This window comes from Synechococcus sp. 1G10, from assembly GCF_002252625.1.
Taxonomy (GTDB): Bacteria; Cyanobacteriota; Cyanobacteriia; order PCC-6307; family Cyanobiaceae; genus Regnicoccus_A.
This window is the reverse complement of sequence record NZ_NQKW01000001.1, coordinates 346,086-367,483: the sequence shown is the minus strand read 5'-3', so window position 1 is coordinate 367,483 and position 21,398 is coordinate 346,086. Positions and strand designations below refer to the sequence as shown.

The following is a 21,398-nucleotide window of genomic DNA, read 5'->3' as shown; positions in this document are numbered from 1 at the left end:
GGCCCCTGGGTGGGCTGGAGCTTCTCGATTGATCGGGGCGGCACCTTCACCGATCTGGTGGGCCGTGCCCCCGGCGGCGAGCTGGTGGTTCGCAAGGTGCTCTCGCAGCCGCCGCAGCTGGCCGGGGACCCGGCGGTGGCCGCCATGCGCGAGCTGCTCGGGCTTGCTCCCGGCCAGCCGCTCCCTCCCGGGGCGGTCAGCGAGGTGCGGATCGGCACCACGGTGGCCACCAATGCCCTGCTGGAGCACCGGGGTGCTCCCACCCTGTTGCTGATCAGCAGTGGCTTTGCCGATGCCGCCTGGATCGGTGACCAGCACAGGCCCGATCTGTTTGCCCTGCACGTCGAGCGGCCGGCTCCGCGCTACCGGCGGGTGCTGGAGGTGGTGGGGCGGCTGGCGGCCGATGGCACGGAGCTGACGCCGCTGCTCCTCGATGCAGCCCTGGAGCGGGCCCTCAACGACGCCCGCCGCGACGGCATCAGCAGCTGCGCGGTGGCCCTGCTCCACAGCGCCCGACATCCGGGCCATGAACTGCAGCTGGCCGAGTGGCTGCGCCCGTTCGGATTTGGGCCGGTGGTGCTCTCCCACCAGGTGGGCCGGAGGCCCCGGCTGGTGCCCCGGGCGCAGACGGCTGTGGTGGAGGCCACCGTTGCACCGGCCCTGGTGGCCTACCTGGATCAGCTGCGCTCCGAGCTCGGACCCCACTGCCGCCTGCGGGTGATGCAGTCGAGCGGCGGCCTGGTTGCACCGGAGCTGCTCAAGGCAAAGGACACGATCCTCTCCGGCCCCGCCGGCGGCATGGTGGCGGCGGTACGGCTGGCGGCAGGGAGCATGCCCATCGTCGGCTTCGACATGGGCGGCACTTCCACCGATGTCTTCCATGTGGAGGCCGGGGGGCCGTCCCCGGGCTGGGAGCGCCGCCAGGAGACGGAGATCGCCGGCCTCAGCCTGCAGGCGGAGATGCTGCCGATCCACACCGTGGCGGCCGGTGGTGGTTCAGTGCTGCACTTCGATGGTCAGCGTCTGCAGGTGGGGCCCAGCTCAGCCGGGGCCGATCCCGGGCCGGCCTGCTACCGCCTGGGCGGACCGCTCACGATCACCGACGCCAACCTGCTGCTGGGCCGCCTCCAGCCGGAGGCGTTCCCGGCGGTCTTCGGGCCAGGCCGCGATCAGGGGCTCGATGCGGCGGTGGTGCGGCGTGGGTTCCAGCAGCTGGCGGAGCTGGTGGGCCAGGCCAGCGGAGTTCCCACCACGGCCGAGGCCCTGGCGGAAGGGGCCCTGGCGATCGCCATCGAGCGGATGGCGGAGGCGATCAGGCGCATTTCGATCCAGCGGGGTCACGATGTGCGCGGCGCCGCGCTGATCTGCTTTGGTGGAGCTGGCGGCCAGCACGCCTGTGACCTGGCTGAGCGGCTGGGCATGACACGGGTGCTGCTCCATCCCCTGGCCGGGGTGTTCTCGGCTTATGGCATCGCTCTGGCCGACCAGCGACTGCTGCTGCAGGAGCTGGTGCGCCTTCCCCTGGATCAGGCTCTGGTGGAGCAGCTCCAGCAGCAGGCCCAATTGCAGTACGAGCGGGGCCGGCAGGCCCTGGCTGCCGAAGTCCGTGCTGATGTCCGAGCCGACGTGAGTGTGGGTGTGCGGCTCGGTGCCAGTGAACGGACGCTCACCCTGCCGCTGCAGGAGGCCAGGCTGCTGCGGCAGCAGTTCGAGCTCGACCATGAGCGCCGCTTCGGCCACTGCCCCGAAGCTGCCGAGCTGATGGTGGAGTGGCTGCTGGTGGAGGTGGTGGCTCCAGGGAAGTCTGTTGCGGCCGAGATCGGCTCAGCAACTCCCCTTGATCGGGCCTCTCTGGCAGTCGAGGAACGGCTGATCCAACTCCACTGCGGTAGTGCCTGGCGATCCGTTCCGCTGCACCGCCGCGATGCCCTGACGCCCGGTGAGCGGCTTGAAGGGCCGGCTCTGGTGGTGGAGACCACCGGCACCATCTGGTTGGCGCCGGGCTGGCGGGCCGAGTGTTGCCCCGACGGCTGCCTGCTGCTCAGTCATGGGGCGGCGAAAGCCCGACCAGCGCAGCAGGGGGCCGCGCTGGATCCCGTGAGCCTGGAGTTGTTCAACCACCGCTTCAGTGCCATCGCCGAGCAGATGGGCGTGCGCCTGCAGCAGAGCGCCCGATCGGTGAACATCCGCGAGCGCCTTGATTTCTCCTGTGCCCTCTTCGATGGCCAGGGGCAACTGGTGGCCAATGCCCCCCATATCCCGGTACATCTCGGCTCGATGGGGGCCAGCGTGGAAAGCCTGCTCTCGGCGGTGCGGCGGGGGGAGCGCCCTGCCCTCAAGCCCGGCGACGCGATCGTCTCCAACGACCCCGCCAACGGCGGCACCCACCTCCCCGATCTCACGGTGATCACCCCGGTGTTCCTGCCCAGCCACGCTGGGTTCGTTGCCTCCCGAGGCCACCATGCCGATGTGGGCGGCATCACTCCAGGCTCGATGCCCCCCTTCAGCCGCTGCCTTGCGGACGAAGGCCTCCTGCTCGACAACGTGCCCCTGCTGCGGGATGGCGTACTGCTCACTGCCGACTGGCAGCGGCGACTCGCGTCCGGGCCCCATCCCGTGCGCAACCCTGAGCAGCTGCTGGCTGATCTGCAGGCCCAGGTGGCCGCCAATCAACTCGGCGCCCAGCTGCTGGTGGACCTGGCCCGGCGCGAGGGGCTCCAGCGGCTGTCCGCCTTCATGGGCCACGTGCAGGACAACGGCGCCGAAGCGGTGCGGCGGGTGTTCGATCGGCTCGAGCCCGGCGCCTTCAGCCTCCCCCTTGATGGCGGCCTGCGCATCCAGGTGGCCGTGCGCATCGATCGCCCCGCCCGCCGCGCTGTGATCGATTTCACGGGCACCTCCCCCCAGGACAACGGCAACCGCAACGCCCCCCTGGCGATCACCCGGGCGGTGGTGCTCTACGTGTTCCGCTGCCTGGTGGGGGAGGCAGTTCCCCTCAATGCCGGCTGTTTCAGGCCTCTGGAGCTGGTGGTGCCACCGGGTTGCCTGCTGCATCCGGGCCCGACGGCCGCGGTGGTGGCCGGCAACGTCGAAACGTCGCAGGCGATTGCCAACGCTCTCTTCGCCGCCCTGGGGGTGATGGCCGCTGCCCAGGGCACCATGAACAACTTCAGCTTCGGCAACGAGCGCTATCAGTACTACGAAACGATCTGCGGCGGCTGCGGCGCCGGTCGCGGCCTCGATGGCCAGGGTTTTGCAGGGGCTTCAGCGGTGCAGAGCCACATGACCAACTCCCGCCTCACCGACCCGGAAATTCTCGAGGAGCGCTTTCCAGTGCGGCTGGAGGCCTTTGGCCTGCGGCGCGGCAGCGGCGGCGCGGGGCGCTGGCGGGGTGGTGACGGGGTGATGCGCCGGATCCGCTTCCTTGAGCCGATGACCGCGGCGATTCTCTCCAGCTCCCGCGAGGTGGCTCCCTTCGGGCTGGCCGGCGGTGGCACTGGGGCGCTGGGCCGCAACCGGCTGATCCGAGCCGATGGCAGCGAACTGGAGCTGGGCGGATCTGTGGAGCTGGAGCTGGCGGCCGGCGAGGCCCTCGTGATCGAGACCCCCGGAGGTGGTGGCTATGGCGGTCCCTGAACTCCGCCCTGCCAAAAGGCTGCTGCGGCCGGCGGTTGGATGGGCCCTGCTGCCGCTGGCGGCTTTCGGCCTGTGGCCCCTGGCGGCTGCGGCCAATGTGCTTCAGGAGGCCAGTCAGCGCTTCCAGCCGCTCTGGTCGGCCGGGGGGATGGTGGCCAGCCAGGAGCTGGAGGCGTCCCGGGTGGGGCGTGATGTGCTGCGGCAGGGGGGCAATGCCGTCGATGCGGCGGTGGCCAGCTCCTTCGCCCTGGCGGTCACCCATCCCCAGGCGGGAAACCTGGGTGGCGGCGGCTTCCTCGTGCTCTGGCAGCCGGAGCGGCTCAGGCGCGGACGGCCGCTTCATCCCTATGAGGTGCGGGTGGGGAAGGGCCGGGCGGTGACGATCAACTTCCGGGAGAGTGCTCCCCAGGCGGCCGGCCCCGATCTGCTGCTCGATGCCTCCGGTGCGGTGGATCGCCACAAGGCCACCCGCAGCCTGCTCAGCACCGGGGTGCCCGGCACGGTGGCGGGCCTGCTGCTGGCCCACCGCAACTACGGCCGCCTGCCCCTGGGCCGCCTGGTCGCCCCCTCGATTCGTCTGGCGGATGAGGGGGTGGTGGTGAGCAAGGCCCTGGCCGATTCCCTGGAGGCCGCCGCACCGCTGTTGCGGGCCGATCCTGAGTCGCTGCGCCTGTTCTTCCGCCCCGGAGGGAAGCCTTACCGGCCTGGCGAGCGCCTGCGTCAGCCCCAGCTGGCCGCCACCCTGCGGCAGATCGCCGCCGAGGGAGACAAGGGCTTCTATCAGGGGCCGGTGGCCCAGAAGCTGGTGGCGTTGATGCGCCGGCGGGGAGGGCTGATCAGCGCCGAGGATCTGAGCAGCTACCGGGCCCGTCTTCAGCCCCCCCTGGTGGGCGCCTGGCGGGGGCATCCCGTGATCGCCATGCCCCCGCCCAGCTCCGGCGGGGTCACCCTGATCCAGCTGCTCAACATCCTGAACGGCTTCGATCTGGCGGCCCTGGGGCCCAACAGCGCCGCCGCCCTGCATCCGATGGCGGAGGCGATGAACCTGGCCTTCCGCGACCGCAACCGCTGGCTGGGGGATCCTCGCTTCGTGGCGATGCCCCTGGAGCGGTTGCTGAGCCAGGCCTATGCCGATGAGCTGCGCCGCACGATCCGCCCAGGCCGCCACCGGCCGGCCCGCGAGCTCGATCCCCAGTCCGGCGCGCGCATCGCTGAACACCTGAACACCACCCATCTCTCAGTCATCGACCGTGACGGCACGATGGTGGCCACCACCACCACCCTCAACTTCCCCTACGGCAACGGCGTGAGTGTGCCGGGCGCCGGCTTCCTGCTCAACAACGAAATGGATGACTTCACGGCCCGGCCGGGGGCGGCCAATGCCTTCGGTCTGGTGCAGGGGAAGGCCAATGCGATCGAGCCGCGCAAGCAACCACTGAGTTCAATGGCGCCCACCCTGGTGCTCACCCCTGAGGGTGGCCCGTTGCTGGCCACCGGCAGCCCCGGTGGCAGCCGCATCATCACCACGGTGCTGCAGGTGCTGCTCAACCGGCTCGAGCACGGCCTGAACCTGGCCTCCGCGGTGGCTGCCAGCCGGATCCACAGCCAGCACTGGCCTGATGAGCTGGCGGTGGAGGAGGGCGTCAGCCCTGACACCCTCAGGCTGCTGGAGGCGATGGGTCACCGCTGGCGGCTGACGCCGGCCATGGGGGCAGCCCACTCGCTGGAGGCCCTGCCCGGCGGGGGAACTCTGGGGGCGGTCGATCCGCGGCGGGCGGGAGCGGCCCTGGCGGGCGAGTGAAACTGGGGCGTCCCCGAGCCTAAGGTCCGTGCCCCTGCTGTCTGCCCCTGCACCCAGTCCAGCGCTGCTGGCCGAGTTCACCTTCCAGGAGTGGATCTGGAGCGGCGGTCTGATCGAGATCAGCCTGGTGCTCGTCGCCCTGCTCGGGGCCGTATGGCTGGTCAGCCGCCGGAACTGAGCGAGGCCAGAGCCGATCCGACGGGTCAGAACCGGATTCCCTGACCGTGGCCACTCCCGCTGAGTGCGGCCTCCGAAGCTGGATTCACCGGCACGAGGGGCGTGCACCCATGTTCGAGCTTCTTCCTCCCCTCAACGATCGCAACCTCCCCTGGGTCGATACGATCCATCCGATCGTGGTCCATTTCGTGATTGCGATGGCCCTGATCGCCTTCGTCTTCGATCTGATCGGCCGTCTCGCAGGCAAGCCTTCCCTGTACGAAGTGAGCTTCTGGAACCTGCTCTTCGCCACGGTGGCGATCTTCATCGCGATCATCTTCGGCCAGGTGGAGGCAGGGCTGGCCAACCCCTATGGCGCCTCCCGCGACATCCTCAACTTGCACAGCACTCTCGGCTGGGTGCTGGCCGGAGTGCTCTCCGTACTCACCGCCTGGCGCTACGTGATCCGCAGCCGTGATCCCCAGCAGCTGCCTCTGGCCTTTCTCGGGGCTGGCAGCCTGCTCAGTGCCCTGGTGGTGGTGCAGGTTGTGCTGGGGAACCAGTTGATCTGGGTCTACGGCCTCCACACCGTCAAGGTGGTGGAGGCGATGCGCGCAGGTCTGGTGTGATGGGGCTTGGAGCCAACGATCTGCCCTACCGGCTGCCGATCCACCCCAACCTGGTGCATCTCACGATCGGTCTGTTCGTGATTGCCATCGCCTTCGATATCGCTGGAGCGCTCTTCCCCTTTGAGCGGCGCCTGTTCCGCTTCCTGGCCCTGCCGGTCACCCGCTCCGGCCTTCACGATGTGGGCTGGTACAACCTCCTGGCCTGCTGCCTGATCAGCTTCTTCACGGTGGCGGCGGGTTTCTTGGAGATGCAGCTGGCCGATCCGCTCCCCGGTGTCACCAGCAGCTTCGGCATGGGCAGCACAGCCACCATGCTCTGGCATGGGGCCGTGGGCGTAGCCCTCCTGTTCGCGATCGTGTTGATGACCCTCTGGCGTGGACTCCAGCGCTTCCGCTGGCGTCGTGAGATGGGCCGCCAGGTGCAGTGGGGCTACCTGTTGGTGGGTCTGCTGGTGTTTGCTCTGATGGCCTGGCACGGCACCCTCGGTGCCCAGCTGGGTGTGGAGTTCGGCGTGCACGTCACGGCCAGCCAGCTGCTGGGCGAAGGCGCCAGCCTGCGGGAGGCCCTGCCATGACCAGTACGCCTCAGCGCTTTCCCCTGCCCCGGCTGATTGGCCTGGCCGTCTGGTTGGTGCTGCTCACCCTGCTGAGTGTCTGGATGGGGGCTCAGGTGCCCCGTTGGTTGCCGGTGTCGGCCTCCTCGGCTGCCCCTCTGGTGGATGGCCTGTTCGGCTTCGAGACTGCCGTCGCCACTTTCGTCTTCGTGGGCGTGGTCTCTGTGATGGTCTGGGTTGTGCTCTTCAACCGGGCTGAGAAGTACGACATGAGCGATGCGGAGCCGATCGAGGGCAACACCACCCTCGAGATCGTCTGGACCGTGATCCCCCTTGTTCTGGTGATGGCGATCGCCGCCTACACGATCCAGGTGAACAGGGAGATCGGCTTGATCGGCCCCATGGACCATGCCCATGGCCCAGCCAAGGCAAACTCCGCCCCTGCCGCTCCTTTGCCCGGCGGGGAGGTGCAGGTGATCGCTCGGCAGTGGTCGTGGGAGTTCCGCTACCCGGTGGCCGGGGTCTTGTCCACCGAGCTGCACCTTCCGCTCGACCGTCGCCTCGGCCTGCAACTGGAGAGCGAAGACGTTATCCACGGCTTCTATGTGCCGGCCTTCCGCCTCAAGCAGCAGGTGATCCCTGGTCGCTCGATCACCCTGTTCCTCACGGCCACCCGCCCTGGGCGCTACCGCCTGCGCGACTCCGAGTACAGCGGCACCTGGTTTGCCGCCAACCAGGCCGATGTGGTGGTGGAGAGCGAAGAGGCCTACCAGGACTGGCTGCGGCGCGCCTCCCGGCTGCCACTCCAGCCGGGGCTCAGCGATGCGGCCCGCGAATACGCCCAGCAGCTCAGCGGCGAACGCCGCAGTGGCTACGCCACCATCGAGCCGGCACCGCCCCCGCTTGTGAATGTGCCCGGCTCCAACACCCTTCCCCACGACGCCTGATCCCATGACCTCCACTGCCGGCGTCGAATCGCGCATCCTGCGGGCTCCCCATCCTGTGCCCGGTGCTCCGGACAACTGGAAGCGCTTTTTCAGTTTCAACACCGACGCCAAGGTGATCGGCATCCAGTACATCGCCACCGCACTGTTCTTTCTGCTGGTGGGAGGTCTGCTGGCGATGATCATGCGCGGTGAACTGATCACACCGGAGGCGGATCTGGTCGATCGCACCGTGTACAACGGGCTCTACACGATGCACGGGACGATCATGCTCTTCCTGTTCATCTTCCCGGTTCTCAACGGGCTCAACAACCTTCTGATCCCCTGCATGATCGGCGCCCCCGACATGGCCTTCCCCAAGCTGAATGCCGCCGCATTCTGGCTGGTGCCGGTGTTCGGGGTGATTCTGATGGCCAGTTTCCTGGTGCCTGGCGGTCCGGCTTCTTCAGGCTGGTGGTCGTATCCGCCGGTGAGTCTGCAGAATCCACTGGGTCATCTGATCAATGGCGAAGCCCTCTGGATCCTGGCGGTGGCTCTTTCTGGCATTTCCTCGATCATGGGCGCGGTCAACTTCGTGACCACGATCCTGCGCATGCGCGCTCCCGGTATGACCCTCACCAGGATGCCCATCTTCTGCTGGACCGCCTTCTCAGCCCAGACGATTCAGCTGATCGGCCTGCCCGCCCTGACGGGTGGTGCGGTGATGCTGCTGTTCGATCTGGTCGTGGGTACCTCGTTCTACCGGCCCGAGGGGGGCGGTGATCCGGTGCTTTATCAGCACTTCTTCTGGTTTTACTCCCATCCAGCGGTGTACGTGATCATCCTGCCGGTGTTCGGGGTGTTCTCGGAGCTGTTTCCGGTATATGCACGCAAGCCTCTGTTCGGCTATCCCTTCGTGGCCGGTGCCTCCCTGGTGATCGTGGGGCTGAGCCTGATCGTGTGGGTGCACCACATGTTCCCCAGCGGCGTGCCCCAGTGGATGCGTGATGCCTTCATGGTCACCACGATGTTGATCGCGGTGCCCACCGGCATCAAGGTGTTCGCCTGGCTGGCAACGCTGTGGGGAGGCAAGTTGCGCCTGAACACGGCGATGCTGTTCGCCCTAGGTGGATTGTTCAACTTCGTCTTTGCCGGTGTGACAGGCATCATGCTTGCCACCGTGCCAGTCGATATTCATGTAAACAATACCTATTTCGTTGTTGGACATTTCCACTACGTGATCTATGGCGCTGCAACCATGGGTGTCTATGCGGCCATTTACCACTGGTTCCCTAAGTTCACCGGCCATATGTACTACGAAGGCCTGGGTAAGCTTCACTTCCTGCTGACCTTCATCGGCACCAGCCTCAATTTCTTTCCGATGCATCCCCTCGGCCTGATGGGCATGCCGCGCAGGGTGTCCTCCTATGACCCGGAGTTCGCCTTCTGGAATGTGATCGCCAGCCTCGGTGCCTTCCTGCTGGGGGTGTCGATCATTCCCTTCCTGCTCAACCTGGTCAGTTCCTGGGTGCGTGGCGCCAAGGCCCCTGCCAATCCCTGGAATGCCATTGGCTTGGAGTGGCTGTTGCCCTCACCGCCGCCCGCTGAGAATTTTGAGGAACATGTGCCCACGGTGATCAGCGGTCCCTACGGCTATGGCACCGGCCGGCCGCTTGTGGAGCACCAGGATGAGATCGAGCGCGCCCTTCTGCAGGCCTGAACCATGACCATCAGCCCTCCCCTCGATGCCGCCGCTCCGTCCCCCGAGAGTCACGAAGCGGCGCACGCCAACTACAGCCTCACCGGCTTCATCATTTTTCTCTGCTCCGAGAGCGTCATCTTCCTGGCGTTCTTCAGTGGCTATGCGGTGCTGAAGCTCTCCGCCCTGCAATGGCTGCCGCCAGGGGTGGAGGGGCTGGAGTGGCGCACCCCCTTGCTGTACACAGTGGTGCTGGTTTCAAGCAGCGGCACAGTTGCTCTGGCCGAGCACTTCCTCTCCAAGGGGCAGATCTGGGGCTTCCGTGCCTTCTGGCTGCTGAGCATGGCCATGGGGGCCGTGTTCCTCTACGGCCAGGCGATCGAATGGCGCTCGCTTGACTTCGGAATCACCAGCGGCAGTTTTGGCAGTTGCTTTTACCTGCTCACCGGCTTCCACGGCCTGCATGTGCTCAGCGGCATCCTGCTGATGGCCCTGATGCTGCAGCGCTCCTTCCGCCCGGCCAACTACGCCGCCGGTGAGCAGGGGGTGATCGCCACCTCCCTGTTCTGGCACTTCGTGGATGTGATCTGGGTGCTGCTCTTTCTTCTCCTCTACGCCTGGTCATGATCTTTGACGACCAGCACCACGATGTGATCGTGATCGGTTCCGGCGCCGGCGGCGGCAGCCTGGCCGGTGCCCTCGCGGCCAAGGGCCGCTCGGTGCTGCTGCTGGAGCGAGGAGGGGCCATGGCCCTGGCCGATCAGAATGTGGCCAGCGTGGATCTGTTCCGCAAGAACCGTTACCACTCCGGTGAGTCATGGTTCGGCCCTGACGGCGATCCATTCGCCCCCCAGACCATCTACGCCCTGGGTGGTAACACCAAGATCTGGGGTGGGGTGCTCGAGCGGATGTGGCCGCGTGAGTTCGAAGGCCTGCCCCTGCAGGAGGGGGTGGCCCCCGCCTGGCCGATCACCTACGACGAACTCGCCCCCTGGTACGAACGGGCCGAGGCGCTTTACCGGGTCCATGGCCGAGCCGGCCTCGACCCGCAGGAGGCCCCTCGCAGTGGCCCCTACCCCCATCAGCCCCTGCCGCTGGATCCGCTGTTCGAGCCCCTGCGCCAAGGGCTGGAGCGCCAGGGCAGCCATCCCTACGACCTGCCGCTGAGCTGGTCAGAGGTTGAGGAGGATCCCAGCGGTGACGCCGAATTGTTCGGGGTGCAGCCGGCCCTCGAGCATTCCGGCGCCCGCCTGATCAGCAACGCCCGGGTCACCCAGCTGCATGTGGATCCCAGCGGCCGCGAAGTGAAGGGAGTGGAAGCAGAGATCGATGGCCAGCTCTGGCTGTTCCGCGGCGATCAGGTGGTGCTGGCCGCCGGTGCGGTCAACACGCCAGCGCTGCTGCTGCGATCCCGCAGCGAGCTCCACCCCGATGGCCTGGCCAACGGCTCGGGCCAGGTGGGCCGCAACCTGATGAAACCCCAGCTCACCGCCATCCTGCAGCTGGCCCGCGAGACCCACAGCGGCCGCTTCCCCCGCAGCCTCGGGGTCAACGACTACGTCTGGGGCGACCAGAACGTCAGCTTTCCGCTCGGCCATATCGAAACCGGTGGCGGGGTGCTGCAGGACGCCCAGTTCGCAGAGTCGCCGCCTGTGCTCTCTCTGGTGACGCGGTTGCTCCCCAACGCCGCCCTGGAGCAGCTGGCGGTGCGCTCGATCTGCTGGTGGGCGATGAGTCCGGTTCTGCCCGATCCCGATAACCGCATCGAGCTGCGCGGGGAGCGGCTGAGCATTCAGTATCTGGCCAACAACCTCGAGGCCCACGACCGGCTCGTCTACCGCTGGCTCTCCGTGCTCAAGGCGGTGGACGCCGATCCCCTCACCCCCGAGGTGCGCCCGGCCCCCTTCTATCCCCGTGGCGAGGCGCCCCTGGCGGTGATCGGCCACGCCTGCGGCACCTGCCGCATGGGCGACGATCCGGCCCTCTCAGTGGTCGACCGCGACGGACGCGTCCATGGCCTGGTCAACCTGACCATTGCCGATGCCAGTGTCTTCCCCAGCTGCCCGATCGTGTCGCCAGGCCTCACCGTGATCGCCAATGCTCTTCGGATGGCGGAGCGGCTCTAGGCTTGCCCGATCAGGGGTTGGGAGGACCAGACACCCATGGCCGAACGCGGATCCCCCGCCAGTCCCATCCTGGCCAGTGCCGTCGCCGGGGTGGTGATCGGTGCCGCGGGCCTGGCCTGGTGGTTGCTTGCTGAAGCCGAGCGCCGCCGCCTGGCCCAGCGTCAGCGGCGCAGTCTCACTCTCTCGCGCCTGCAGGGAGGCTCCCGTGAGGGAGAAGACGGCGTGCGGCGTCCGTTGCTGGAGCGGCAGCTGCAACACAAGGTCAACGAGCTGAACCGGGCGATCGAAGATGTGCGCCGTCAGCTGGAGACCCTCAGCCCCGAAGCCTGAATCCTGAAGCCTGAAGCCTGAGGAGAGGCGGCAGCACGCCTCGGTAGGTTGCTAGCGGTGCCACTGAAGGGTTCATGCTCCGTTCCGCCGCCATCACTGCAGGCGTTCAGCGTTCTCCCAACCGGGCCATGTTGCGGGCGGTTGGCTTTGGCGACGGTGACTTCAACAAGCCGATCATCGGCATCGCCAACGGCTACAGCACGATCACCCCTTGCAATATCGGCCTGAACGATCTGGCTCGCTGCGCCGAGGAGACCGCCCGCCTGGCGGGGGCCATGCCCCAGATGTTCGGCACGATCACCGTCAGCGACGGCATCTCGATGGGCACTGAGGGAATGAAGTACTCCCTGGTGTCTCGGGAGGTGATCGCCGATTCGATCGAAACCGCCTGCAATGCCCAGAGCATGGATGGCCTGCTGGCGATCGGCGGCTGCGACAAGAACATGCCCGGCGCCATGCTCGCCATGGCCCGCATGAACATCCCGGCGATCTTCGTGTACGGCGGCACGATCAAGCCCGGACGGCTTGGCCCCTGCGATCTCACCGTGGTGAGTGCCTTCGAGGCGGTGGGTCAGTTCTCCGGGGGCCGCATCGATGAGGAGGAGTTGCTGGCGATCGAGAAGAACGCCTGCCCTGGCGCCGGCAGCTGCGGCGGCATGTTCACCGCCAACACGATGAGCTCTGCCTTTGAGGCAATGGGCCTGAGCCTGCCCTACAGTTCCACCATGGCGGCCGAGGATCCGGAGAAGGCCGAAAGCGCCGCTCGCTCGGCCGAAGTGCTGGTGAGGGCCATCGAGGCGAACATCCGCCCCCGCGATCTGATCACCCGTGAGGCGATCGAGAATGCGATCAGCGTGATCATGGCGGTGGGTGGCTCCACCAACTCGGTGCTGCACCTGCTGGCGATTGCGTGCACCGCCGAGGTGCCGCTCACGATCGATGATTTCGAAACCATCCGGCAGCGGGTGCCGGTGATCTGCGATCTCAAGCCAAGCGGCCGCTTCGTGACGGTGGATCTGCACCGGGCCGGTGGCATCCCCCAGGTGATGAAGCTGCTGCTTGATGCCGGCCTTCTGCACGGCGACTGCCGCACCATCGAAGGCCTCACGCTCAAGCAGGTGCTTGCGGATGTCCCCAGCGTGCCGCCGGCCGATCAGGAGGTGATCCGGCCCCTCTCCAATCCGCTCTATGCCAAAGGGCACCTGGCGATCCTCAGGGGCAACCTGGCCGAAGAGGGGGCTGTCGCCAAGATCAGCGGCGTCAAGACCCCGGTGATCACCGGTCCGGCCCGGGTGTTCGAGAGCGAGGAGAGCGCCCTGGAGGCGATCCTCGCCGGTGGGGTCCATGCCGGTGATGTGGTGGTGGTTCGCTACGAGGGCCCTGTCGGCGGACCCGGGATGCGCGAGATGCTCTCGCCCACGGCCGCGATCGTGGGCCAGGGCCTGGGGGAATCGGTGGCGCTGATCACCGATGGTCGTTTCAGTGGCGGCTCCTACGGGCTGGTGGTGGGCCATGTGGCCCCCGAAGCCGCCGTGGGCGGCACCATTGCCCTGGTGCAGGAGGGCGACAGCATCACCGTCGACGCGCACCAGCTGCTGATTCAGCTGAACGTGGATCCGGCCGAGCTGGAGCGCCGCCGTGCTGCCTGGGTGAAACCCGAGCCCCGCTACCGCACGGGTGTCCTGGGCAAGTACGCCCGCCAGGTGAGCAGCAGCAGCCTGGGGGCGGTCACCGATCAGGGCTGAGCAAAGCCCGCAGCCGCCTGGCCAGAGCCTCCAGTGCCGCCCCGGCGGGTGGTCGCTCGCAGCGCTGGCCGCTGTCGCCATTCATCCAGACCGGATGGTTGCCTTGCCACAGCATGGGTTGATCGGTTTGCTCAGGCCAGCTCAGCATCAGGTGCAGATCGTCTCCGCTGCGGTAGATCTCCAGCTCGATGTCGTCAAGTTCCGACCGCTCGCCATCGGCCCGGCGGCATAGCAGCCGCAGGCTGCACTCTTCCTGGCCCGGCTGGCCAGAGCTGATCACCACAGCGTGCCGATGGGGTTTCAGGCAGAGATCAGCTGCAGCGGCAACCCGTCTCAGCAGCTCGCTCACGTCAGGGAACGGCCCGGATCGCTTCCACGTCGAGGCGCAGGGCACCGGCGCGGAAGCCGGGGTTGGGTCGGCCATCGTCGCCGAACTTCGAGTGCAGGATCTGCAGCCGGGTGATCCGGCTGGGATCGAAGCGCAGCAGGGGCAGTGACATGGGCTGGGCCCGTACCGAGGCTTTCAACTGCTCGAAGGGGATCTCCACTGTTGTGGGACCATCCGGGTTGGTGGCGAATTCGCTCACCCAGCGCAGCCCCCCCGGGATCAGTTCGGTGAGGCCAGCCACCCCATCGGCGCAGGCCACGGCAAGCTTGTAGCGGCGCCCGTCGCCGCGCAGGTCGAACTGGAGCGCCCGGTAGGCGCTCAGGTCAAGGGGCGGCGAGAACAGGGGGGAGCGGCAGCTCACGAAGCCGCCGCCGGCTTCGATCACTTCCGCCTCAAACACCAGTCCGGACGGTCCGCTGCGGCAGGCCCCGCTGCTGCTTCCGCCCATGATCGTGTCGTTGAGGGCCAGCCAGCCGCTGAATCCATCACCGCTCACCACCAGCAGGGGTGCAACCATCAGGGCCAGCTCGATCACTCCTCCAAGCCTGCCGCAGCGGCGGCATCGGCGAGGATCAGCACCTGCTGGCGTGGGCATACCAGCCGGGCGGGCGTGCGCTCGGGTGATTCATCGGGATCCAGCAGGCGCCGCAGGGCCTGCTGCTTGCCGGCCCCGCTCACCAGGAACAGCACCTGGCGCGCCGCGCTCAGCACGGGAGCTGTGAGGGTGACCCTGGGCAGTCCCTTGCCTTCGCTCACCGTGGCCTCCCGGTCGACGACCGTGGTGGCCGGGGTTCCAGGAAAGAGGGAAGCCGTGTGGCCGTCCTCCCCCAGACCCAGCAGCACCAGATCGAAGATCGGTGGATCGCCGGGGCAGAGCCTGGCCACCATGGCGGCGTAGGCGGCGGCGCTGGCTTCCGGGCTCTCCAGGTCGGTGGGCACCGGATGGAAGCGCGCCTCGGATCCCGGGGCCTCCGCCAGCAGGGTCTGATGCAGCATCAGGGCGTTGCTGGAGGGGTCGTCGGCCGCCACCCAGCGTTCATCGCCCAGCAGCACATCCACCCGTTGCCAGGGCAGCCGCTCCCGCGCCAGCAGCCGGTAGGCCGCGGCAGGTGTGCCTCCCCCGGCGAGGGCGATCTGGGCCCGATCCCGCTGGGCCAGGGCCAGATCGATGCAGGCAGCGATGGTCTCGGCGGTGCGCCGGGCCAGCTCGCCGCCATCGGCGGCCACTTCGACCCTGTAGGTGGCCGGCGGCTGGCTGCGCATCACAGCCACTCGGTGTGGAAGCTGCCCTCGCGGTCCACCCGTTGGTAGGTGTGGGCGCCGAAGCAGTCGCGCATGGCCTGGAGCAGGTTCTGGGGCAGCCGCGCCGTGCGGTAGCTGTCGATGTAATCGAGGGTGCTGCTCAGGCAGGGCACGGGGATGCCGGCCAGGGCTGCCCCGGCCACCACCTGACGCAGGCCGGGGAGGCGCGCATTCACCTGTTCGGCGAACCAGGGGTCGACCATCAGGTTGGTCAGCTCCGGGTTGGCGTCGTAGGCGTTCTGGATGCGCTGCAGCAGCTTGGCGCGAATGATGCAGCCCCCCTTCCAGATCTGGGCGATGGCGGAGAGGTTGAGGTCGTACTCATGCAGGGCCGAGGCTTCCACCATCAGGGCCATGCCCTGGGCATAGCTGGCGATGCAGGCGAGGGTGATGGCATCGCGCAGGGCTGGCATGCCTTCGGAGGGTTCACCCAGCTCGATCGCCGCCGCCTCAGGCGCGGCGATCACGGCCGCCGCCGTCTGGCGCTCGCTGTGAAGGGAGCTCATCACCCGGCCATTGAGCGCCGCATAGATGGTGGGCACAGCCACCCCCATCTCCAGGGCACTGACCACGGTCCAGAGCCCGGTGCCCTTCTGGCCGGCCACATCGAGGATCTTCTCCACCAGATCCCCGCCATCCTCGGGATCCCGGGTGCGCAGGCACACCTCGGTGATTTCGACCAGGTAGGAGGAGAGCTCCTCCAGCTGGTTCCAGCCGTCAAACACCTTGGCCATGGCCAGGCCATCCATGCCGGCGCAGCGCTTCATCAGGTCGTAGGCCTCGACCAGGATCTGCTCGATTCCGTACTCGATGCCGTTGTGCACGGTCTTGACGAAATGGCCAGCACCGCCAGGGCCGATGTAGGTGACGCAGGGGCCGTCCGCCACCTGTGCGGCCATCTTGCACACCAGGCCCTCAATGGCGTCGTAAGCGGCCTTGGTGCCGCCGGGCATCATGCTCGGCCCCTCCAGTGCTCCCTTGGCGCCGCCGGAGACGCCCATGCCGATGTAGCCGAAGCTCTGGCTCTCAAGCTCCTTCACCCGCCTCTCGGTGTCGGTGTAGAGGGAGTTGCCGCCGTCGATCAGCAGATCACCGTCCTCCAGCAGGGGTGAGATCTGGGCGATCATGGCGTCGATCGGTTCTCCCGCCTTGATCATCATCAGGATGCGGCGGGGTCGCTCCAGGGCCCCGACGAATTCCTCGAGGGTATGGGCACCGATGATGTTCAGCCCGGCGGCCCGGCCATTCAGAAAGTCTTCGGTCTTGGCGTAGGTGCGGTTGAAGACGACGCTGGAGTACCCGTTGCGTTCAGCGTTGAGGACCAGGTTTTCGCCCATCACTCCGAGGCCGATCAGGCCGAAGTGTGCTTTGCTCATGAGAAGTTGGCGTGCAGGCCGTTCGGGTTCAGTGTGGCCTTGAGCCTGCCCGAACGCCGGTGGCCTGGCGCCTGTGTCAGCAAGCGCTCAGATCGGCTGGCTCAGCAGCTGGTTCAGATCACGGTGCCGTCGGCGATGGTGGCGTTCTTTTCCACCACCACGATGCCGTTGCGGATGTAGAAGCCCAGCTCGGGCCGGTCGGCCTCCTCGACATGATCCTTGTTCACGATCGTGACGTTGCGACCGATCCGCACATTCTTGTCGAGAATCGCCCGGCGCACCGTGGTGCCGCGGCCCACTCCCACCGGAATGCCGCCCCGTTCGCGCAGCACGGCCCGCTCCTCGCTGGATTCGAAGAAGTCGGCCCCCATCACCAGAGTGTCCTGCAGCACCACTTCACCTTCGATGCGGGAGCGCACGCCGAGCACACAGTGGTGAATGCTGCAGTCCTGCAGCAGGGAGCCCTCACCGATGATCGACTGGGTGACCTGGGCATCCAGCAATTTGCTCGGGGGCAGATAGCGGGGCCGGGTGTAGATCGGGAACTTCTCGTCGTAGAAGGAGAAGGCTGGCCTCGGTTGATCGGTCAGAGCCAGGTTGGCTTCGTAGAAGGCCCCGATCGTGCCGATGTCCTCCCAGTAATCGTCGAAGAGGTAGGCCCTGAGATTGTCACCCTGCCCCAGGGCGGTGGGAATGATCTCCTTGCCGAAATCGGTTGAGGCAGGGTTCTGCGCCAGCAGATCGAAGAGTGTGTCGCGGCTGAAGACATAAATGCCCATCGAGGCCAGGTAGGGCCGGCGAGCTGCCTCGGCTTCCGCCAGCCCGAGGCGGGCGGTGTCCACCTTCATGGCTTCAAGGGCCTCACCCTTGGGCTTTTCGGAAAATTCACGAATGCGGCCATCGAGGTCGGTGCGCATCAGCCCGAAGCCTTCAGCCTGATCACCATCCACCGGCAGGGCCCCCACCGTCAGATCGGCGCCGGACTGGATGTGGTGATCCACGAAACGGCTGTAATCCATCCGGTAGAGCTGATCACCGGAGAGGATCAGATACTGATCCACATCCCATTCCTGGAACAGCCACTGGTACTTGCGCACGGCATCGGCGGTGCCCTCGAACCAGGTGGGACTATCGGGGGTCTGCTGGGCCGCCAGCACTTCGACAAAGCCCTGCCCGAAGCCGGCGGAGAGGTTGTAACTCTGGGTGAGGTGGCGATTCAGCGAGGCGCTGTTGAACTGCGTGAGCACGTAGATCTTGTTGATCCCCGAGTTGATGCAGTTGCTGATGGGGATATCGATCAGGCGATATTTCCCTGCCAGCGGTACAGCCGGCTTGGCCCGCATCTTGGTGAGGGGATAGAGCCGGGTGCCGGCGCCGCCGCCAAGAATGATCGCCAGAACCCTCTTCATCAATGCCCTCCGGAACTGCTGCTGTCAGCGTGCGAGCACCGTACCGGATCAGGTGCCTCCAGACGCCTGAACGCCAGGCGTCAGCACAAAACTGTGGCTGGCCGCTGTAGCCCTGGTGACATCAAGTCGCCTCGCCCTCTGCGTCGAGGGCAAACAGCTGATGCAGCACCTGCATCGCCTGATGGCGTTGCTGGCGGGGCTGGGGCGCCCGCAGATTGGTGACTGGGCTGTGCAGGATCTTGTTGATGATGCCCTTGCTCAGGGCTTCCACCACCTTGCGTTCCCGCACGGAGAGGTCGGGACCCATGCGGCTGAGGGCCTTCTGCAGCTCCTGCTCGCGGATCTCCTCCAGCTGCTGGCGCAGGCGGTTCAGGGTGGGAACCGCCTCCAGCCCGTCCCACCACTCCAGGAACTGCCGGGCCTCCTCCTGCAGCAGCCCTTCGGCCTCGGCCGCGATGTCGCGGCGGGCCTCCTGGTTGCGGGTCACAACCTCCTGGAGATCGTCGACGTCGAAAGCCTCGACGCCACCGAGCTCCCGCACGTCGGCGCTGATGTTGCGCGGAACACCGATGTCGATGAGCATCAGGGAGGAACGCCGGTTCAGGCGGCCGAGCCGTTCGGCGTCGATGATCGGCTCCTCGGCCCCTGTGCTGGTGAACACCAGTGAGCAGGTGCTCAGGCAGTGGTCCAGGTCGCTCAGCGGGCGGCACTGGACGGGGAACTCAGGGAAATCAGCAGCCAGGGCCTCGGCCCGCTCTGCGGTGCGGTTGAGCAGCACAAGGCCGCGGCAGCCCTTGGCCTGCAGATGTTGCAGCAGCAGGCGGGCCATGCGACCGGCCCCCACCACCGCCACCTGTTCCTGATCGAGCGGCACCAGTTCGTCGAGGCCACGGGCCTGGCCCACCTTCAACTGGGCCAGCTCCACGGCGGCGGAGCTGATCGAGACCGCGCCGGTGCCGAGGTTGGTTTCGCTGCGCACCCGTTTGCCGGTGCTCACCGCCTGGTTGAGCAGGCGATTGAGGATCGGTCCGATCGAGCCGTGTTCCTGGCCCAGCCGCACCATCTTCTTCACCTGGGAGAGGATCTGACCTTCTCCCAGCACAAGGCTGTCGAGGCCGGCGGCCACCCGCAACAGGTGGGCCACCGCGTCCTCGTGGTGGTAGGTGAAGAGATGGGGGGTGAGCTCCCCGAAGTCGAGCCCGGAGTGCTGGCTGAGAAAGCTGCCGACGGCATGGATGCCCTGCTCGGGGCTGCGCAGCAGTGTGTAGATCTCGAGCCGGTTGCAGGTGCTGAGGATGGAGGCCTCGAGCACCTGGGAGTCCCCGCGCAGGTTCTGGAGGGATACCTCCATGGTCTGCTCGGGGATGCTCAGTCGCTCCCGGATCTCGACCGGAGCCGTGCGGTGGCTGAGGCCGACGACGGCGATGTGCATGGGAGGCGGCTCAGCGCAGGGCGACGCTTTGGGCGCCGGGCTTGATGTGCACCGTATCGGTGAAGCGGGCCGAGGAGTCGAGCGAGCTGATGATCAGGCTGCTGGTGCGGGTGCAGTCGCGCTCGAAGACCACACCTTTGAACAGCAGGCCCGGAGTGATGCCGCTTCCGGCGAACACCACGTTGTCACCGGAGGCAAGCTCCTCGGCCTCGTACACCTTGTCGATGTCGGTGATGCCCATCGAGTTGAGCCGCTCGATGTTGCCTTCCTTGGTGTAGTCGGCCCACTCGCTGGTCTGAGCGATGGCGGGGTCGTACACCAGCTGGCCCTGGAAATGGGCGCCGAGGCAACGCAGGGCCGCCGCGGAGATCACACCTTCCGGGGCAGCGCCGATGCCCATCAGGCAGTGGGTGCCGGTGCCGGCGAAGCCACAGGCGATCGCGGCCTGCACGTCACCGTCGCTGATCGGCTTGACCCGGGCTCCGGTGGCGCGGATCTCGGCGATCAGGTCCTTGTGGCGGGCGCGGTCCATCACCACGATCGTCAGGTCGCTGGCGGGCATGCCCAGGCATTCGCTCAGAATGGCGATGTTCTCGGTCGCGCTCTTGCGGATGTCCACCTTGCCCTTGGCGGCCGGGGGTGCCGCCAGCTTCTTCATGTAGAAGTCGGGAGCATTGAAGAGCCCGCCGCGGTCGGAGGCGGCGAGCACTGCCATCGAACCGTCCTGGGCATTGGCGCAGAGGTTGGTGCCTTCGCAGGGATCCACGGCGAAATCGACGCCGGGGCCGGTGCCGCTGCCCACTTCCTCGCCGATGTAGAGCATCGGGGCTTCATCTCTCTCGCCCTCGCCGATCACAATCCGCCCCTGCATGGCGATGGAGCCCATTCGGATGCGCATCGCTTCGACGGCGGCGGCATCAGCCTCATCTTTTTTGCCAAGCCCTGTGAGGTGGGCGGAGGCGATGGCGGCCTGCTCGACAACTTCGAGCAATTCCTGAATGAGGGTGCGATCCACGACGGTCCGGCAGGGGGAGAATGAAGGCGTCAGCAGAAAGACAGGCAGACCAGCTGCGGCAAGGTCTTTCCGACAAGAAGCGGGCGTCACTGTATCAGCGCCGCGTGAGACCCCCCACCCCGCGTTCCTACAATCAGCGGGCTCCCTTGCCCCCGGTGGCCCCAACCATGAGCACGAAGCCTCTGGTGATCGCCCCGTCGATCCTTTCCGCTGATTTTGCCCGCCTCGGTGATGAGGTCAGGGCCGTTGACGAGGCTGGAGCCGACTGGATCCATGTCGACGTCATGGATGGCCGTTTCGTTCCCAACATCACCATCGGCCCGCTGATCGTCGAGGCCCTGCGCCCCGTCACCAGCAAGCCCCTCGATGTCCACCTGATGATCGTGGAGCCGGAGCGCTATGTGGGCGATTTCGCCAAGGCCGGTGCCGACCACATCTACGTGCAGGTCGAAGCCTGCCCGCACCTGCACCGCAATCTCGGCCAGATCAAGGACCTCGGCAAGAAAGCCGGCGCAGTGCTCAATCCCGGCACTCCCCTGGACACCCTCGAGTACTGCCTCGAGCTCTGCGATCTGGTCTTGATCATGAGTGTCAACCCCGGTTTCGGGGGGCAGAGCTTCATCCCCTCGGCCGTGGAGAAGGTGCGCCGCCTGCGCCGGATGTGTGATGAGCGTGGACTCGATCCCTGGATCGAAGTGGACGGGGGCCTCAAGGCCAACAACGCCTGGCAGGTGGTGGAAGCCGGAGCCAATGCCATCGTGGCCGGCTCGGCCGTGTTCAATGCCCCCGACTACCGCGTCGCGATCGAGGGCATTCGCCACAGCCGCCGCCCCGAGGCCGTACTGGTCTGAGCGGTTCTTCAGCGTCGCCGCCGTTG

At 67.0% G+C, this 21,398-nt stretch carries 19 protein-coding genes; 12 read left to right on the top strand and 7 right to left on the bottom strand.

The window, feature by feature from the left end; all coding sequences use genetic code 11:
* The first annotated feature begins 9 nt into the window (after positions 1-9).
* From CJZ82_RS01860 to ilvD, 11 genes are all read left to right on the top strand, one after another.
* A complete protein-coding gene (locus CJZ82_RS01860) occupies positions 10-3,636 on the top strand; it encodes a hydantoinase B/oxoprolinase family protein (protein WP_094554062.1) in 3,627 nt (1,208 codons plus the stop codon).
* Positions 3,623-5,437 (top strand): gamma-glutamyltransferase, encoded by a 1,815-nt coding sequence (gene ggt / locus CJZ82_RS01855; protein WP_094554061.1) that lies wholly within the window; start codon positions 3,623-3,625, stop codon positions 5,435-5,437. The genes CJZ82_RS01860 and ggt overlap by 14 nt, the downstream gene beginning before the upstream one ends.
* Positions 5,438-5,465: 28 nt before the next feature.
* Positions 5,466-5,615 carry a hypothetical protein gene (locus CJZ82_RS18205; protein WP_158218466.1) on the top strand — a complete coding sequence of 50 codons (150 nt, stop codon included), beginning with the start codon at positions 5,466-5,468 and terminating at the stop codon, positions 5,613-5,615.
* Positions 5,616-5,724: 109 nt separating this feature from the next.
* Complete coding sequence (locus CJZ82_RS01850) at positions 5,725-6,222, top strand: DUF2231 domain-containing protein (RefSeq protein ID WP_094554060.1); 498 nt, start codon at positions 5,725-5,727, stop codon at positions 6,220-6,222.
* Positions 6,222-6,797, top strand: a complete 576-nt coding sequence (locus tag CJZ82_RS01845; RefSeq protein ID WP_094554059.1) for a DUF2231 domain-containing protein — start codon at positions 6,222-6,224, stop codon at positions 6,795-6,797. The genes CJZ82_RS01850 and CJZ82_RS01845 overlap by 1 nt, the downstream gene beginning before the upstream one ends.
* A complete protein-coding gene (locus CJZ82_RS01840; RefSeq protein ID WP_094554058.1) occupies positions 6,794-7,723 on the top strand; it encodes a cytochrome c oxidase subunit II in 930 nt (309 codons plus the stop codon). The genes CJZ82_RS01845 and CJZ82_RS01840 overlap by 4 nt, the downstream gene beginning before the upstream one ends.
* 4 nt (positions 7,724-7,727) lie before the next feature.
* On the top strand, positions 7,728-9,419 hold the full coding sequence (locus CJZ82_RS01835; protein WP_094554057.1) for a cbb3-type cytochrome c oxidase subunit I: 1,692 nt from the start codon (positions 7,728-7,730) through the stop codon (positions 9,417-9,419).
* Between the two features lie 3 nt (positions 9,420-9,422).
* Positions 9,423-10,025 (top strand): heme-copper oxidase subunit III, encoded by a 603-nt coding sequence (locus CJZ82_RS01830; RefSeq protein ID WP_094554056.1) that lies wholly within the window; start codon positions 9,423-9,425, stop codon positions 10,023-10,025.
* Entirely contained in the window at positions 10,022-11,524 is a 1,503-nt protein-coding gene (locus CJZ82_RS01825; protein ID WP_094554055.1) for a GMC oxidoreductase, read from the top strand. Before CJZ82_RS01830 ends, CJZ82_RS01825 begins: the two co-directional genes overlap by 4 nt.
* A 36-nt stretch (positions 11,525-11,560) precedes the next feature.
* Positions 11,561-11,854, top strand: a complete 294-nt coding sequence (locus tag CJZ82_RS01820) for a hypothetical protein (protein WP_094554054.1) — start codon at positions 11,561-11,563, stop codon at positions 11,852-11,854.
* A gap of 74 nt (positions 11,855-11,928) precedes the next feature.
* On the top strand, positions 11,929-13,599 hold the full coding sequence (gene ilvD, locus CJZ82_RS01815; RefSeq protein WP_094554053.1) for a dihydroxy-acid dehydratase: 1,671 nt from the start codon (positions 11,929-11,931) through the stop codon (positions 13,597-13,599).
* Here the strand turns inward: ilvD and CJZ82_RS01810 are convergent.
* The 7 genes from CJZ82_RS01810 to glpX all read right to left on the bottom strand — a co-directional run bounded on the left by CJZ82_RS01810 (position 13,583) and on the right by glpX (position 20,521).
* A complete protein-coding gene (locus tag CJZ82_RS01810; RefSeq protein ID WP_094554052.1) occupies positions 13,583-13,948 on the bottom strand; it encodes a hypothetical protein in 366 nt (121 codons plus the stop codon). The two genes, ilvD and CJZ82_RS01810, sit on opposite strands and share 17 nt — an antisense overlap.
* A 1-nt stretch (position 13,949) precedes the next feature.
* The gene (locus CJZ82_RS01805) at positions 13,950-14,504 is read right to left on the bottom strand and encodes a CIA30 family protein (protein WP_094554146.1); all 555 of its coding nucleotides are present in this window, start codon (positions 14,502-14,504) and stop codon (positions 13,950-13,952) included.
* A gap of 14 nt (positions 14,505-14,518) precedes the next feature.
* Complete coding sequence (gene pgl, locus CJZ82_RS01800; protein ID WP_094554145.1) at positions 14,519-15,250, bottom strand: 6-phosphogluconolactonase; 732 nt, start codon at positions 15,248-15,250, stop codon at positions 14,519-14,521.
* Positions 15,250-16,665 carry an NADP-dependent phosphogluconate dehydrogenase gene (gene gndA, locus CJZ82_RS01795; RefSeq protein WP_094554051.1) on the bottom strand — a complete coding sequence of 472 codons (1,416 nt, stop codon included), beginning with the start codon at positions 16,663-16,665 and terminating at the stop codon, positions 15,250-15,252. Before gndA ends, pgl begins: the two co-directional genes overlap by 1 nt.
* 113 nt (positions 16,666-16,778) lie before the next feature.
* Positions 16,779-18,074 (bottom strand): glucose-1-phosphate adenylyltransferase, encoded by a 1,296-nt coding sequence (locus tag CJZ82_RS01790; RefSeq protein ID WP_094554050.1) that lies wholly within the window; start codon positions 18,072-18,074, stop codon positions 16,779-16,781.
* A 121-nt stretch (positions 18,075-18,195) separates the two neighbouring features.
* Positions 18,196-19,506 carry a glutamyl-tRNA reductase gene (locus CJZ82_RS01785; RefSeq protein WP_094554049.1) on the bottom strand — a complete coding sequence of 437 codons (1,311 nt, stop codon included), beginning with the start codon at positions 19,504-19,506 and terminating at the stop codon, positions 18,196-18,198.
* A gap of 10 nt (positions 19,507-19,516) precedes the next feature.
* Entirely contained in the window at positions 19,517-20,521 is a 1,005-nt protein-coding gene (gene glpX / locus CJZ82_RS01780) for a class II fructose-bisphosphatase (RefSeq protein WP_094554048.1), read from the bottom strand.
* A gap of 167 nt (positions 20,522-20,688) precedes the next feature.
* On the opposite strand from glpX, the gene rpe reads away from it, so the two are divergent.
* A complete protein-coding gene (gene rpe / locus CJZ82_RS01775) occupies positions 20,689-21,372 on the top strand; it encodes a ribulose-phosphate 3-epimerase (RefSeq protein WP_094554047.1) in 684 nt (227 codons plus the stop codon).
* Positions 21,373-21,398 lie beyond the last annotated feature (26 nt).

Coding starts and splice junctions, on each gene's coding strand:
- ggt (WP_094554061.1), top strand. CDS start 3,623: ATGGCGGTCCCTGAACTCCGCCCTGCCAAAAGGCTGCTGCGGCCGGCG.
- rpe (WP_094554047.1), top strand. CDS start 20,689: ATGAGCACGAAGCCTCTGGTGATCGCCCCGTCGATCCTTTCCGCTGAT.
- CJZ82_RS01840 (WP_094554058.1), top strand. CDS start 6,794: ATGACCAGTACGCCTCAGCGCTTTCCCCTGCCCCGGCTGATTGGCCTG.
- gndA (WP_094554051.1), bottom strand. CDS start 16,665: ATGAGCAAAGCACACTTCGGCCTGATCGGCCTCGGAGTGATGGGCGAA.
- CJZ82_RS01830 (WP_094554056.1), top strand. CDS start 9,423: ATGACCATCAGCCCTCCCCTCGATGCCGCCGCTCCGTCCCCCGAGAGT.
- CJZ82_RS01805 (WP_094554146.1), bottom strand. CDS start 14,504: ATGGTTGCACCCCTGCTGGTGGTGAGCGGTGATGGATTCAGCGGCTGG.
- CJZ82_RS01835 (WP_094554057.1), top strand. CDS start 7,728: ATGACCTCCACTGCCGGCGTCGAATCGCGCATCCTGCGGGCTCCCCAT.
- pgl (WP_094554145.1), bottom strand. CDS start 15,250: ATGCGCAGCCAGCCGCCGGCCACCTACAGGGTCGAAGTGGCCGCCGAT.
- CJZ82_RS01825 (WP_094554055.1), top strand. CDS start 10,022: ATGATCTTTGACGACCAGCACCACGATGTGATCGTGATCGGTTCCGGC.
- CJZ82_RS01845 (WP_094554059.1), top strand. CDS start 6,222: ATGGGGCTTGGAGCCAACGATCTGCCCTACCGGCTGCCGATCCACCCC.
- CJZ82_RS01820 (WP_094554054.1), top strand. CDS start 11,561: ATGGCCGAACGCGGATCCCCCGCCAGTCCCATCCTGGCCAGTGCCGTC.
- CJZ82_RS01790 (WP_094554050.1), bottom strand. CDS start 18,074: ATGAAGAGGGTTCTGGCGATCATTCTTGGCGGCGGCGCCGGCACCCGG.
- ilvD (WP_094554053.1), top strand. CDS start 11,929: ATGCTCCGTTCCGCCGCCATCACTGCAGGCGTTCAGCGTTCTCCCAAC.
- CJZ82_RS01850 (WP_094554060.1), top strand. CDS start 5,725: ATGTTCGAGCTTCTTCCTCCCCTCAACGATCGCAACCTCCCCTGGGTC.
- CJZ82_RS01785 (WP_094554049.1), bottom strand. CDS start 19,506: ATGCACATCGCCGTCGTCGGCCTCAGCCACCGCACGGCTCCGGTCGAG.